The sequence below is a fragment of the Niallia laureatilytica genome (genome assembly GCF_046613985.1).
GTDB lineage: Bacteria > Bacillota > Bacilli > Bacillales > Cytobacillaceae > Niallia.
Genome location: NZ_JBKKHP010000001.1, coordinates 130,136 through 143,410, shown reverse-complemented (window position 1 = coordinate 143,410; position 13,275 = coordinate 130,136). Strand labels below are relative to the sequence as shown.

Below are 13,275 nucleotides of genomic sequence, written 5' to 3'. Positions count from 1 at the left end.
TTCAGCAATTTTAATATAAATATATTTACATTACAATAAAAATTGTTAGCGGTTCCAATAACGATATTACTGAATTAACGTAATGCAAAGGCAGGTAAATTAGTTGGTCATATACCGATAGAGGAGTGGCGTAAATGGATTATACAAAGTTGGCAGAAAGTGTTGTTTCTGAAATTGGAGGCAAGGAAAATGTTTCAAGCATTACACATTGTATGACAAGGCTGCGATTCGTGCTGAAGGATGAAAGCAAAGCAAACACAGAAGCCATAAAAAAAATACAAGGTGTATTAGGAACAGCTGTATCTGGCGGACAATATCAGATAATTGTTGGAACAGGAGTGTCGAAAGCATATGATCAGGTTATAAAACTGCTATCGATAGAGCATGAGCAGTCTGCACAAAATACCGAACGTTCTAGTCAAGTCAAAGAAGGGGCATTTAATCGCTTTTTTAAACTCATATCTGGCATTCTCTTCCCAGTAATGGGTGTCATGACAGCCGCCGGTATCATAAAGGGCTTACTTGCAGGTTTTACTTCCTTTCAGCTGCTATCAACTGAAAGTGGCACCTATCAAATATTGTACGCTTTTTCAGATGGATTCTTCTATTTTATGCCGATTATTCTTGGCGTTTCTGCTGCGATGAAACTGAACTCCAATCCATTTGTGGCAGCAACGATTGGAGCAGGGCTCGTTTACCCTAATATTACTGCTCTTTACAATGAAGGAGCTCATATTACGTTCCTGCAAATACCGGTTGTGCTGGCGAGTTATGGAAATTCGGTGTTTCCGATTATTGCAGCAGTTGCCTTGGCAGCATTTATAGAAAAAAGAATAAAAGATAAAGTGCCGGATGCGGTGAAGTTCTTCCTGACTCCGCTCCTTGTTCTCATCATTACAGTACCTACAACCTTTTTATTAATTGGACCGCTGATGACTTATTTAAGTGATATTCTTGCATCTGGTACACAAGCAGTTTATGGGATAAGCCCAGTAATAACAGGAATAATCCTTGGAGCATTTTGGCAATTGGTCGTTATCTTTGGTCTGCATTATGCGTTTATCCCGATTCTAATGAACAATATTACAACAATGGGAGAAGACCCGATCAATGCCATTTTAAATGTAACCGTATTTGCCTTGGCAGGAGCAGCCATTGGTTTTGCTTTAAAGCAAAAAGATAAAGCGAATCGCTCACTAGGATTTTCGACAGGCATGACAGGGCTCTTTGGAGTAACGGAGCCGATTATTTACAGTATTGCGATTCCCTACAAAAAGCCATTTGTCGCTGCCTTTATAGGTGGAGGAATTGCCGGGGGCATAACAGCCTTTATGAATGCAAAAATGTATGGATTTGGCGGCAATGCACTTTTCGCTGCACCACTGTTCATCAATCCAAAAGGGATTGATTCTAGCTTTACAGCTTATATAATTTCAGCGCTTGTAGCATTTTTCGTAACATTAGCTATTACTTATATTCTGACTGGAAAGCAAACAGCTAAATTAATGGTTAATAAAGATAAGGGCAGGGAGATATAATGGAAAAATTAACTAAATTATTAACGCAGCAAGAAAATAATTATATATTTCCTTTTCTATGGATGCATGGAGAGTCTGAGGAAGTAATTGAGGAATATATGCACGAAATTTATAAAAGCGGGATAAGAGCGGTTTGCGTCGAGCCCCGGCCCCATCCTGATTTTGTCGGTGAAAGATGGTGGAAAGATTTACAGATCGTATTAGAAGTGGCTAAGGAAAAGAACATGAAGGTATGGTTGTTTGATGATGCACATTTTCCAACAGGCTATGCAAACGGGGCAATAATAAAGCATCATCCAGAATTAAGAAAGAAATTTTTAAAAATAACACAGCTTGATTTTCATGGCCCGCAAAGAGATGCTGGCATTATCGTTAGACATGCAAGTGGGGACCGAAATTCAATTCTGTCTGTAGGAACAGACGGAACTGCGGAAATAAACGGACAAAAGGACACAGCTGACCAGATTATTGGCATAATAGCTGCAAAAATCATAGATTACAATACAGTCGATACCGATACACTTGTTGATATTACGAAGCATTTAGAAAATGGTGTTGTTTATTGGGATGTTCCAGAAGGCAATTGGCGAATTTTTATTTTAGTAGAAACTTTCAGCGGTGGAGAAAGATCAACAGAAGGTTATTTAAATCCAATTGATCCAAATGCCACCCAAGTATTAATAGATACAGTTTATCAGCCTCATTTTGACAAATTCTCATCGTATTTCGGGACAACGATTGCTGGTTTTTTTACAGATGAACCTAGATTCGGCAATATAAAAGGCCCGGATGCTATTATCGGAAAAACGGAAATGGTGCTGCCGTGGCATGCAAACATCGTTGCTTTGTTGGAGGAGACATTCGGAAAATCAGCCAAGGAACTATTGCCTCTGCTCCTTACAGATGGTACAAAAAAACAGCATCAAATAAGGCATGCTTATATGAATCTCGTTTCAAAAATGTATGCAGAAAATTTTACAAATAAACTAGCTCACTGGTGTACTGAGCATGGGGTAGAATATGTTGGTCATTTAATAGAGGATAATAATGCACATGGAAGATTAGGCTATGGTGCCGGACATTTCTTCCGCGCACTTGGCGGCCAAAGTATGTCAGGCATTGATGTAGTCTTACATCAGCTCCTTCCTGGAATGGATGAAGGCTATTTCAAAACATTCACTTCAACAGGATGGGACGGAGAATTCTTTCATTATGGCTTAGGTAAACTTGGGGCATCGCTTGGTCATTTGGATTCCCAGAAAAAAGGCAGAACAATGTGTGAAATATACGGAGCCTACGGCTGGTCTGAAGGATTAAATCTGATGAAATGGATGACAGACCATATGCTTGTTAGAGGAATCAATCACTTTGTGCCCCATTCTTTTGACATGGCACCATTTCCAGATGCAGACTGTCCGCCCCATTTTTATGCACATGGCATCAATCCGCAGCATCGCTATTTGCATTTATTAATGAATTATACAAATCGGGTGTCAGAGCTGTTAAGTGACGGTCAGCATGTCGCCACATCACTAATTCTTTATCATGCAGAAGCAGAGTGGTCAGGGAATGCAATGCTTTTCCAAAAACCAGCAAAGGTATTAACACAGAATCAAATCGATTTTGATATAGTATCACTAGACTTGCTTATGAATGCTGAGGTGAAAAATAATAAAATCCTCTTACATCAGGAGGAGTTTCATAACCTAGTCATTCCATATGCAGAACGGCTGCCGAAAGCATTCTTTGAAAAAGCAGCACAGCTGATTCGTGCCGGAGCAATGCTGATATTTATTAATGCTCTCCCTGTTGGAGCAAGTGAGGATGATTTAGTAAGTGAAGAAATAAAATGGCTAGAAGAATCAGAACAAGTCAAGATAGTGCCTTTAGAAAAGCTTGCAAGCATGATGAGAGCAGAAGGGGCCTATGAAATTATGTTAGAAAAGGCAGCAGCTGACCTGCGATATTACCAATACCGTCATTTAGAAAACACCGTGTATATGTTTTTTAATGAATCACCAGATAGTGAGATTATCAATAAAGTGACACTCAAGGAATCAGGTTATCTATATAAATATGATCCATGGGAAAACAATTGCCTTCGTTGGGTGGAGACAATTCAAAATGAAATTCCATTATTCTTGGCACCGCAGGAAGCAGCAATATGGATTGTGTCCGATTGTCAGCTCGACGCTCAACAAGTTCCTGCCAGCAAGCAAACGGGAGAATGTGAAATAACTGGCCCGTGGGAGGTTGCATTAGCAACAGCAGCTGAGTATCCGAGCTTCCATAAAAGCTTTGTGTTGGAGGAATTAACAAACATCGCTAAACCTTCTTTGTATCCAGCATTTTCTGGTAGTGTTCGATACCAAAAAGAGTTATTCATAAATGATTGTTCAACTGATTATCAGCTTGATTTAGGCGAAGCTTATGAAATTGCCGAAGTGTTTATAAATGGCTCTTCTGCAGGAGTAAAGGTAAGTAAGCCATACGTTTATGATATTTCTCCCTTTGTTCAAAAAGGCCGGAATTTGTTAACAGTGGAAGTGACGAATACACTTGGAACTGCCCAAAAAGACTATCTTTCTCAATACAGAATCTTGCAGCCAACTGGGCTGCTTGGAAGTGTGAAACTAAAAACATTTCAAAAATAGTCGCAGCTAAAACAGGACTGGTTTTATATCAGTCCTGTTTTTTTTTTTTTTTAGTAAAACGGTTTCATTTTTTGATTGCCTAAACTTTGAGATTGTTAGTAATATAGTAATGAAGCTTCTAACAGAGAAGTCAGGGGGAATTTATATGGATGCACTTCTTTTAAAGCAATTAATGGAACTGACAGAAGAAGAGGCCGAGATATTATCTCAAGAGAAAAAGGTCAGGAAAGACCTTTATACAAGTCAAAATCATTTCATTATTGAAAGTGAAAAATTTCTGGATAAAAACAAAATGATAACCGTTAGGAAACATACTAGATTTATTGATTTTCCAAAGCACAAACATAACTATATTGAAATTAATTATGTTGTGAAGGGAGAACTGCGGCAAAAGGTAGATAATAACGCCATTATTTTGAAAAAAGGGGAGCTGCTTTTTCTTAATCAGCATATCGAGCATGAGATTGAGGCATGCGGGGAAGATGATCTTGTCCTTAATTTCATTATTCAGCCATTGTTTTTTCAATTTATCTTTCAATACTTAAACGGTGAGAATATCATTACCGAGTTTTTAATTAACAGCTTATTTAATCACACGCAAAATGGACAATATTTATATTATGCTGTAGCAGATGTGGCGGAAATTCAAGTACTGGTTGAAAATCTCATTAAGGAGGAGAACGCAAACTCCCTGCTAGCAGAATCAAAAATGAAGCTGTATATGGGTCTGCTTTTAATTGAGCTTGTGAAAAATACGGATAAAATCACGAAAAACCTTTCATCCTCTTCTCAGCATTTCCTTATTGTTGAATCATTAAAATATATTGAAGAGCACTATAAAAGCGGCACTCTTCAGGAGCTTGCCAATCACTTAATGCAATCTAGCTCAAGCTTAAGTAAAAATATTAAAAAAGCGACTGGCTTTACATTTAAAGATTTAATACAGGAAAAGCGCTTAACGAAAGCGAAAGAACTACTGGAAACGACCGATTTTCCTGTCCGTACGGTAGTGGAAGAAGTAGGCTATGATAATATCAGTTATTTTTACCGAATCTTTAAAGAAAAATATAAGAAAACACCAAAAGAACTGAGAAAAGCACTGGCAAGGTAGCGAAACTTGCCGGTTTTTTTGTGGTTAATTTTACTATTTAGGAATTTAAGGACAACAAATAAGAAAAATAACGTTATTTTATTATGCGTTTTCATTCAGTAAAATACTAATTAGGAAACGTTTTCAAAAGGGGAACAAGGAGAGGTATTATATGAACAAATCTGTCTTGGCCGTTGATATTGGAGCCTCAAGCGGACGACTGATGCTCGGTTCTTTAAAACAGGGGAGACTGTTTTTGGAAGAAGTGCACCGCTTTTCGAACAGCATTGTCAAAAAAGGACAATACTATTGCTGGGATTTAGAGCAGCTCTTTGTCGAAATAAAACAAGGAATAAAAAAATGCAGTGATTTAAATGTAAAGCCGGAAAGTATCGGCATTGATACATGGGCAGTCGACTTTGTACTGCTCGATGATAACGGTGAGCTGCTGACAGAGGCAGTGTCTTACAGGGATGACCGGACTGACGGCATGATGGAGGAGGTTTTCGAGCATCTCATCAAGGAAAGGATTTACTTGGAAACCGGCATTCAGTTTCAAAAATTCAATACGATGTATCAGCTCCGCGCCCTTCAGAAAACAGATCAAGAAAGTTTGGATAAAGCAGCTACATTTTTAATGATTCCAGATTACTTCCATTACTTGCTGACAGGTAAAGCGGTTAATGAATATACTAATGCCACGTCCACACAGCTCGTTAATGCCTTTACGAAAAAGTGGGATAAACAATTGCTTGAAGCGATTTCTATCAAACCAGAAATCTTTCAGGAAATCAAAACACCAGGCACCGTATTAGGAGAAATAAAAGAAGAGTTGGCAGAGGAATTCGGGTTCAGCTTAAAGGTTGTGCTGCCTGCGACACATGACACTGCTTCTGCCGTAATTGCAGTGCCGGAACATGAGGAGACTATTTATATCAGTTCAGGCACATGGTCTTTAATTGGAGTAGAAAACAGGTTCCCGATATGTGTGACGAAGGCATTGGATTACAACTTCACAAATGAAGGAGGCATTGACTACCGCTTCCGGTTTTTGAAGAACATCATGGGATTATGGATGATTCAAGAAGTGCGCAGAAATTATGATAATCAATATTCATTTGCTGAATTTGTGGAGCTTGCAAAAGCGGCAAGCCACTTCACATCGATTGTCAATGTTAACGATGACCGTTTTTTAAATCCAGAAAATATGATAGAAGAAATACAAAAATACTGTGCAGAAACAAATCAAGCTATTCCTTCAACACCAGGTGAGATCGCCAAATGTGTATATGACTCTCTAGTAGAGTGCTATGTTGCAGCAATTGGTGAAATTGAAGAAATCTTCGAGAAGAAATTTACAAAGATTAATATTATCGGCGGGGGCTGTCAAAACGAACTGCTAAACCAGCTCATAGCTGATGCCACAAAAAAGCAAGTGTTTGCAGGGCCTGTTGAGGCAACAGCAATCGGCAATATCGTTTCGCAATTAATTGCTTTAGGAGAAATAAAGGATATACATGAAGCGAGGAAGTTAATAAAGCATTCTTTTGATGTAAAAGGATATGAAGCAGCACAAACAATATGAGGAGGCGCAATGATGTCAGTAAAAGAAAACTTTGAAGCAGCAAAAAAACAATACGAACAATGGGGCGTGGATGTAGAGGCAGCCTTGAAAAAGTTACAAGAGATTCCTATTTCCATACATTGTTGGCAAGGTGATGATATTGGCGGATTTGAGGCCAATCCAAGTGAATTGTCAGGCGGGATTGATGTAACAGGCAATTATCCTGGCAAAGCAACTACACCTGAACAGCTGCGCAGTGATTTAGAAGTAGCTTTATCGCTCATTCCCGGCAAACATCGCGTAAACTTGCATGCCATTTATGCAGAAACAAACGGAGAAGCGGTCGAAAGGGATGAAATTGAACCGAAGCATTTCGAAAATTGGGTAGCTTGGGCTAAAGAGCAAGGATTAGGCCTTGATTTTAACCCGACTTTATTTTCTCATAAAAAAGCAGAAGACGGACTGACACTTTCTCATCCAGACGAAGACATCCGTGAGTTTTGGATCAGACACTGTATTAAAAGCAGACAAATTGCAGAGTACTTTGGCAAGGAATTAGGAACGCCTGCATTAACAAATATTTGGATACCAGACGGATATAAAGACATTCCAAGTGACAGACTCACACCTCGTATCCGCTTAAAGGAATCATTAGATAAAATCTATGCTGAAAAAACGGATGAACGCTACAATTTAGATGCAGTAGAAAGCAAAGTCTTTGGCATCGGATCTGAATCATATGTTGTCGGCTCTCATGAGTTTTATATGGGCTATGCCTTAAAAAATAATAAGCTCTGCTTGATGGATACAGGCCATTATCACCCGACTGAAACAGTATCCAATAAGATTTCATCGATGCTGCTGTTTTCCGATAAATTAGCACTTCATGTATCAAGACCTGTCAGATGGGATAGTGACCATGTCGTTATACTTGATGATGAACTAAAAGAAATTGGTCTTGAGATTGTCCGCAATAATGCCATTGACAAGGTGCTTATCGGCTTGGATTTCTTTGACGCAAGCATCAATCGTGTGGCAGCATGGACAATCGGCACAAGAAATATGATTAAGGCATTGCTTAATGCCCTATTGATGCCGAATGAGAAATTAAAACAGCTGCAAGAAAGTGGCAATTTCACAGAAAGATTAGCATTAATGGAAGAATTTAAGACATATCCTTTCGGAGCGGTTTGGGATTATTATTGTGAAACAATGAATGTGCCTGTAAGAGAAACATGGCTGGAAAATGTGAAAGCATATGAACAGGATGTTTTAGCTCAGCGCTAGTTTGTTAACTCCTCCCTAATATTAGGGAGGAGAAAAAAACAACAAAAATGAAAACCTTTACAAAAAAGGGGATGGAGAGTATGATACGCAAAGGCTTTATTATGAATGTTTATCCAGATAAGCATGCTGAATATGAAAAACGCCATAATGAAATATGGCCGGAAATGGTAGCAGCACTTCATGATCATGGTGCAAAAAACTACACGATATTTCTTGATAAAGAGTCAAGCAAGCTGTTTGGCTATGTTGAAATAAAAGATGAGGAAAAATGGAGCAAGATGGCAAGCACTGCCATCAACCAGAAATGGTGGGAATTCATGGAGCCTTTAATGGAAACCAATGCTGATAACAGTCCTGTTACTATTTCATTAGCAGAAGTTTTCCATATGGATTAACGATTTAAAGGTGTGCATGATGACTAAAGGAGAGAGAGAACATGGCGAAAGACAAAAAATTTGCGGCAAAAAACGTAACAGGCTGGAAAGCAACGATTGCTGTAGCAATGGCAAACTATATTGAAGCAGGCTCTATTATCGCCGCTGCAAGCAGTTTAACAATGTGGCAAGCATACTTGAATATTGACAGCATGGGTGTAGGGTTGTTAAGTGCATTGAGTGCAAACGCTTTCGGTGCGGCGATAGGTGCATTGATTGGTGGGCCATTAACAGATAAATTTGGACGGAAATTTATTTTTAGCTATGATTTGCTCGTCTATATGATTGGTGTTGCATTGATTGCAGCCTCTGTCAATTTCCCGATGCTGCTAATCGGAACGATTATTACAGGGTTGGCAGTTGGTGCCGGTGTTCCTGTTTCATGGACGTATATCGCAGAAGAATCTCCGCAGCATAAACGGGCAGCCCATGTCGGAACCGCCCAGTTGGCATGGTCAATTGGTCCAACGTTAACCTTTGTGTTTGCAGTTATTTTGGCTCCACTAGGGCTTGCTGGTTCAAGAATTATTTTTCTACACTTGCTGGTTATCGCGTTTGTGACATGGTATATAAGACGAGGCTTGGATGAATCGAAAATTTGGGAAGAACAACAAGCGAAAGAAAAAGCAGAAGCATTACAAGGCAAAGCAAAAACGAATGTATTGAAGGAATTATTTACACTAAAAGCTAATCGTCAGGCATTGGTTTTGTTAATCGGAATTTATTTATTCTGGAATTTAACAGCAGGCGCAATGGGGTATTTCATGCCGTATATTTATGAAAATGTCGGCGGGTTAAGCACAGGGCAGGCTAATATGCTGCAAGCATTTTTGTGGCTGTTCACCGTGCTGACAACATACTTCCTGTTTATGAAGCTTGGAGATAAGGTCAGCCGGAAAACATTGTTTGGAATTGGAGCAGGCATGGGACTTGTTGCTTGGATTATCCTGACATTCATGCCAATGACATGGCCGACACTGATTGCCTTTGTTATTCTGTGGGGAGCTGCAGCTGGAATTGGTGCACAAGCGTTTTATGCTCTATGGACAAGTGAGCTTTTCCCGACAAAATATCGTGCGAGTGCACAAGGACTTATGTATTTTATCGTACGAACTGGTATTGCAGTCTGGTCGTTTATCCTGCCGCTATTGATGGATACGTTAGGGTTTACTGTTGCAGGTATAGTAATGATTGCCTTCCTTGCGATTCATATGATTATCGGTATAATTCTTGCACCTGACACAAGAGGAAAAACATTGCAGCAAATTGAAAAAGAGCGTTACGGTGATGTGCTTGAGCATAAATCTGTTCATAAAACGGTATAAAGTTTAGCTAATACGAATGGGGGCAAAGGTTATGATACTGATGCCCCTTTTTTTGTAGCTTGTATTATATAAAATAGTAGCTAATTATGGTATAGTAAAAATACAAAATCAAACGTAAAACCAAATAAACAAAAATTAGGGACTGTAAAGAAAGGGAGATATTAGTTGCTTGTTGCAGAAAGGCGCAGAAAAATTGTTGAATTAGTAAACGAAAGATTAAGCATTCGCGTATCAGAGCTGAGTGAAATCTTTTCTGTTACAGAAGAAACAATCAGAAGAGACTTAGAAAAGTTAGAACAAGAGCAGCTGTTAAGCAGAAGCCACGGCGGAGCTGTCAGCATTGAAAAAGAAGCAACCGATATTCCGTTTATTGTGCGGGAAATTACCAATTCTGCTGAAAAAAAGGCGATTGCTGCCGAAGCTGTGAAGCTGATTGAGCCAAGTGAGCAAATCTTATTGGACGGAAGCACAACAGCATGGTATATGGCTCAGGAATTGCCTGATATGCCTTTGACGGTTATCACGAATTCTATTAAGGTAGCCCTAGAGCTTAGCAAAAAGGAACAAATTAAAGTTATTTCCACAGGCGGAATGCTCCTTGCCAACTCGCTGTCCTATGTTGGACCCCTGTCAGAACGATCTTTAGACAGCTATTATGTCAACAAGCTGTTTCTATCATGCAAGGGTGTGCATTTGTCAGGCTTAAGTGACTCCAATGAGTGGCAGGCTATATTAAAGAAGAAGATGATCGATATTTCTTCCCAAGTTATCTTGCTTGCCGATTCTTCTAAATTCGGAGTAAAAACCTTCGCTCATATTTGTGATTTGAAAAATGTTCATCATGTCATTTCCGATGTGAACATCCCTGCTGACTATCAGAAGGAGCTGCAGGAAAAAACAATTCCTTATTCTATTGTAAAGATTTGAAACCCAATCATGGGTTTCTTTTTTTATAAGGGAAAACAGACATAAAATGTTCATAAATGCATTATTTTTTCTTTTGTTTGTTTTTGTTTATGTTGACTTATATTTGTTATCCTTTTTGATAAAGATGTAAAAAGAGAACATACGAAAAAAGCAAAAATAGCAGATTAAGAGAAAACAAAGGAGTGCATGAGAATGCCAACAAAGGTTCAGAAGAAAAACCTAGAAGACGCCCCCTTCCTGAAGGAAATGTATAATGCTGCTTTTAATATGTGGAGGCTTGGATGGGATGAACGAAATGGCGGCAATATCAGTTATTTGCTGAAGGAAGAAGAGGTGAAAGAATACTTAGATGCGAGTAAGGTGGTACGCACAATACCGATTCCGACGTCTGTAGAAGAACTCGAAGGCAAATTTTTTATCGTAACTGGCTCAGGCAAATACTTTAAAAATGCGAAGGAAGACCCTTGCAACACGTTTGGAATTATTAAGGTAGGAGAGAGCGGGCAAAGCATTGATCTGTTGTGGGGATTGGAGGATGGAACACTTCCGACAAGTGAGCTTCCTGCCCATTTCAAAAGTCACACAGAAAGACTAAAGGTGGACAGCGAACATCGTGTTATCATGCATAATCATGCGACAAATATTATTGCCATGACTTTTACTCATGAACTGGATGAAGCAATGTTTACGAAAACCCTCTGGCAAATGTGCACAGAATGCATCGTTGTATTTCCGGACGGAATTGGCATTGTGCCATGGATGATTCCTGGTACGGCAGAAATCGGACTGCAAACAGCACAAAAGATGAAGGAGCATCGCCTCGTCATATGGCCCCATCATGGTATATTCGGTGCAGGTACAACAATTGATGAGACATTCGGTCTAATTGAAACTGCTGAAAAAGCAGCGCAAATTTACACAGCAATCGGAGACCCAGCGCGCATAAAACAAACCATAACAGACAGAGAATTAGCTGACTTAGCAAAAGCATTTCATGTTACCCCCCGTCCTGGCATTATTATTGCTTAATAGATTACCGAATCTTTTTCGTTTTATTTGTGAAATATTGAACATATAAAGGAGGATAAACATCATGTCTTCACATGTTTTATATATACCAAGTACGAACTTAATCGGAAGAGGCTGCCTAAATGAAGCAGGCGAATATTTACATCAGCTGAAGTTTACGAAAGCACTGCTTGTAACTGATAAAGTATTAGTAAACAATGGTATTGCAGAAAAAGTGATAAATATACTGAAAAACAATGCTATCGATTATATTATTTACGACGAAGTAAAGCCTAATCCGACAATTGCTAATGTAATGAATGGCTTGCAAGTATTTCAAGAAAATCAATGTGATTGTATCGTTTCTGTCGGTGGAGGTTCACCGCAGGATGCAGCAAAGGCTATTGGCCTTATGGCAGCTAACGGCGGAGATTTAAGAACATACGAAGGTGTAGGAAAAACAGCGCATAAATCTGTCCCGATTGCAGCAGTTAACACAACTGCCGGCACTTCAAGCGAGTATACGATTAACTATGTTATTACAGATGAAGAACGGCAAGTGAAGATGGTGATGGTTGATAAAAACAGTCTTGCAGCAATTTCCATTAATGATCCTGAGCTGATGACGGCAAAACCTGAAGCATTGACAGCTGCTACAGGGATGGATGCTTTAACACATGCGATTGAAGCGATTGTGTCAAAAGGAGCATACAGGATTACAGATGCTCAAGCTTTGGCTGCAGTTGAAATTATCTTTGAATATTTGCCAAAAGCAGTCAAAAATGGGGAGGATCTCAAAGCAAGAGAGCAGATGGTATTCGCCATGTTCCTTGCTGGTGTAGCATTTAATAATGCAGGACTTGGTTTTGTCCATGCAATGGCCCACCAGTTAGGCGGCGTTTACGATTTGCCTCATGGTGTGTGTAATGCGATGCTTCTGCCAATCGTTGAGAGGGAAAATGCTAAACGAGACCCAAGTAAGTTTCCGGCAATTGCTAAGGCTATTGGAATTCAAACAGAAGGCAAATCAGCTTTGCAATGTGCAGAGGAAGTGATAAATGCAATTGAACAATTAAGCGTTAGTGTGGGTATTCCTGCAACTCTGTCAGAATTAGGCGTATTTGAAGCAGACTTAGAAAAGCTTGCTCAGTTTGCGCTTGTGGATGCTTGTGCCCCAGGGAATCCATTTCAGCCTACAAAAGAAGAAGTAATCGCCATGTATAAGGAGATTTTATAAAGTAATATAAAAAGAGGCTGGTACAAAAGTATGTAAGTATACAAAAAAACCAAACTAATAAATAGTTTGGTTTTTTTGTGGGGCGGAGGGCACTCGACTCCTGTGGGAAATAGAGGTGGATGAGACACCGCAGGCGAAGACGAGGAGGCTTTAGCTTCCTCCCCGCGGAAGGCGCAATGAACTGAACGAATGATAAAGTTATCTACTATTT

10 protein-coding genes are annotated in these 13,275 nt (G+C 39.4%); all 10 read left to right on the top strand.

What is annotated here, in order from left to right:
* The first annotated feature begins 134 nt into the window (after positions 1–134).
* The 10 genes from ACLIJJ_RS00720 (at position 135) to ACLIJJ_RS00675 (ending at position 13,064) form a co-directional block, all read left to right on the top strand.
* Positions 135–1,538, top strand: a complete 1,404-nt coding sequence (locus ACLIJJ_RS00720) for a PTS transporter subunit EIIC (RefSeq protein ID WP_233313730.1) — start codon at positions 135–137, stop codon at positions 1,536–1,538.
* The gene (locus tag ACLIJJ_RS00715; RefSeq protein ID WP_411410435.1) at positions 1,538–4,192 is read left to right on the top strand and encodes a glycosylhydrolase-like jelly roll fold domain-containing protein; all 2,655 of its coding nucleotides are present in this window, start codon (positions 1,538–1,540) and stop codon (positions 4,190–4,192) included. Before ACLIJJ_RS00720 ends, ACLIJJ_RS00715 begins: the two co-directional genes overlap by 1 nt.
* 145 nt (positions 4,193–4,337) lie before the next feature.
* Positions 4,338–5,303, top strand: a complete 966-nt coding sequence (locus tag ACLIJJ_RS00710; protein WP_233313732.1) for an AraC family transcriptional regulator — start codon at positions 4,338–4,340, stop codon at positions 5,301–5,303.
* Positions 5,304–5,454: 151 nt separating this feature from the next.
* Entirely contained in the window at positions 5,455–6,867 is a 1,413-nt protein-coding gene (gene rhaB / locus ACLIJJ_RS00705) for a rhamnulokinase (protein WP_411410434.1), read from the top strand.
* Between the two features lie 12 nt (positions 6,868–6,879).
* Positions 6,880–8,133 carry an L-rhamnose isomerase gene (rhaA, locus tag ACLIJJ_RS00700; RefSeq protein WP_233314748.1) on the top strand — a complete coding sequence of 418 codons (1,254 nt, stop codon included), beginning with the start codon at positions 6,880–6,882 and terminating at the stop codon, positions 8,131–8,133.
* A gap of 80 nt (positions 8,134–8,213) precedes the next feature.
* Complete coding sequence (rhaM, locus tag ACLIJJ_RS00695) at positions 8,214–8,528, top strand: L-rhamnose mutarotase (protein WP_233313734.1); 315 nt, start codon at positions 8,214–8,216, stop codon at positions 8,526–8,528.
* Between the two features lie 41 nt (positions 8,529–8,569).
* Positions 8,570–9,892 (top strand): MFS transporter, encoded by a 1,323-nt coding sequence (locus ACLIJJ_RS00690; RefSeq protein WP_233313735.1) that lies wholly within the window; start codon positions 8,570–8,572, stop codon positions 9,890–9,892.
* Positions 9,893–10,057: 165 nt separating this feature from the next.
* On the top strand, positions 10,058–10,819 hold the full coding sequence (locus ACLIJJ_RS00685; RefSeq protein WP_237941486.1) for a DeoR/GlpR family DNA-binding transcription regulator: 762 nt from the start codon (positions 10,058–10,060) through the stop codon (positions 10,817–10,819).
* 192 nt (positions 10,820–11,011) lie between these two features.
* Entirely contained in the window at positions 11,012–11,848 is an 837-nt protein-coding gene (rhaD, locus tag ACLIJJ_RS00680; RefSeq protein WP_233313737.1) for a rhamnulose-1-phosphate aldolase, read from the top strand.
* 64 nt (positions 11,849–11,912) lie between these two features.
* Positions 11,913–13,064: an iron-containing alcohol dehydrogenase gene (locus ACLIJJ_RS00675; RefSeq protein ID WP_341077028.1), complete on the top strand. Its 1,152-nt coding sequence runs from the start codon at positions 11,913–11,915 to the stop codon at positions 13,062–13,064.
* Positions 13,065–13,275: the final 211 nt, after the last annotated feature.

Excerpts from the sequence above, each read along its gene's own strand:
- ACLIJJ_RS00720 (WP_233313730.1), top strand. The coding sequence starts at position 135 with ATGGATTATACAAAGTTGGCAGAAAGTGTTGTTTCTGAAATTGGAGGC.
- ACLIJJ_RS00715 (WP_411410435.1), top strand. The coding sequence starts at position 1,538 with ATGGAAAAATTAACTAAATTATTAACGCAGCAAGAAAATAATTATATA.
- ACLIJJ_RS00710 (WP_233313732.1), top strand. The coding sequence starts at position 4,338 with ATGGATGCACTTCTTTTAAAGCAATTAATGGAACTGACAGAAGAAGAG.
- rhaB (WP_411410434.1), top strand. The coding sequence starts at position 5,455 with ATGAACAAATCTGTCTTGGCCGTTGATATTGGAGCCTCAAGCGGACGA.
- rhaA (WP_233314748.1), top strand. The coding sequence starts at position 6,880 with ATGTCAGTAAAAGAAAACTTTGAAGCAGCAAAAAAACAATACGAACAA.
- rhaM (WP_233313734.1), top strand. The coding sequence starts at position 8,214 with ATGATACGCAAAGGCTTTATTATGAATGTTTATCCAGATAAGCATGCT.
- ACLIJJ_RS00690 (WP_233313735.1), top strand. The coding sequence starts at position 8,570 with ATGGCGAAAGACAAAAAATTTGCGGCAAAAAACGTAACAGGCTGGAAA.
- rhaD (WP_233313737.1), top strand. The coding sequence starts at position 11,012 with ATGCCAACAAAGGTTCAGAAGAAAAACCTAGAAGACGCCCCCTTCCTG.
- ACLIJJ_RS00675 (WP_341077028.1), top strand. The coding sequence starts at position 11,913 with ATGTCTTCACATGTTTTATATATACCAAGTACGAACTTAATCGGAAGA.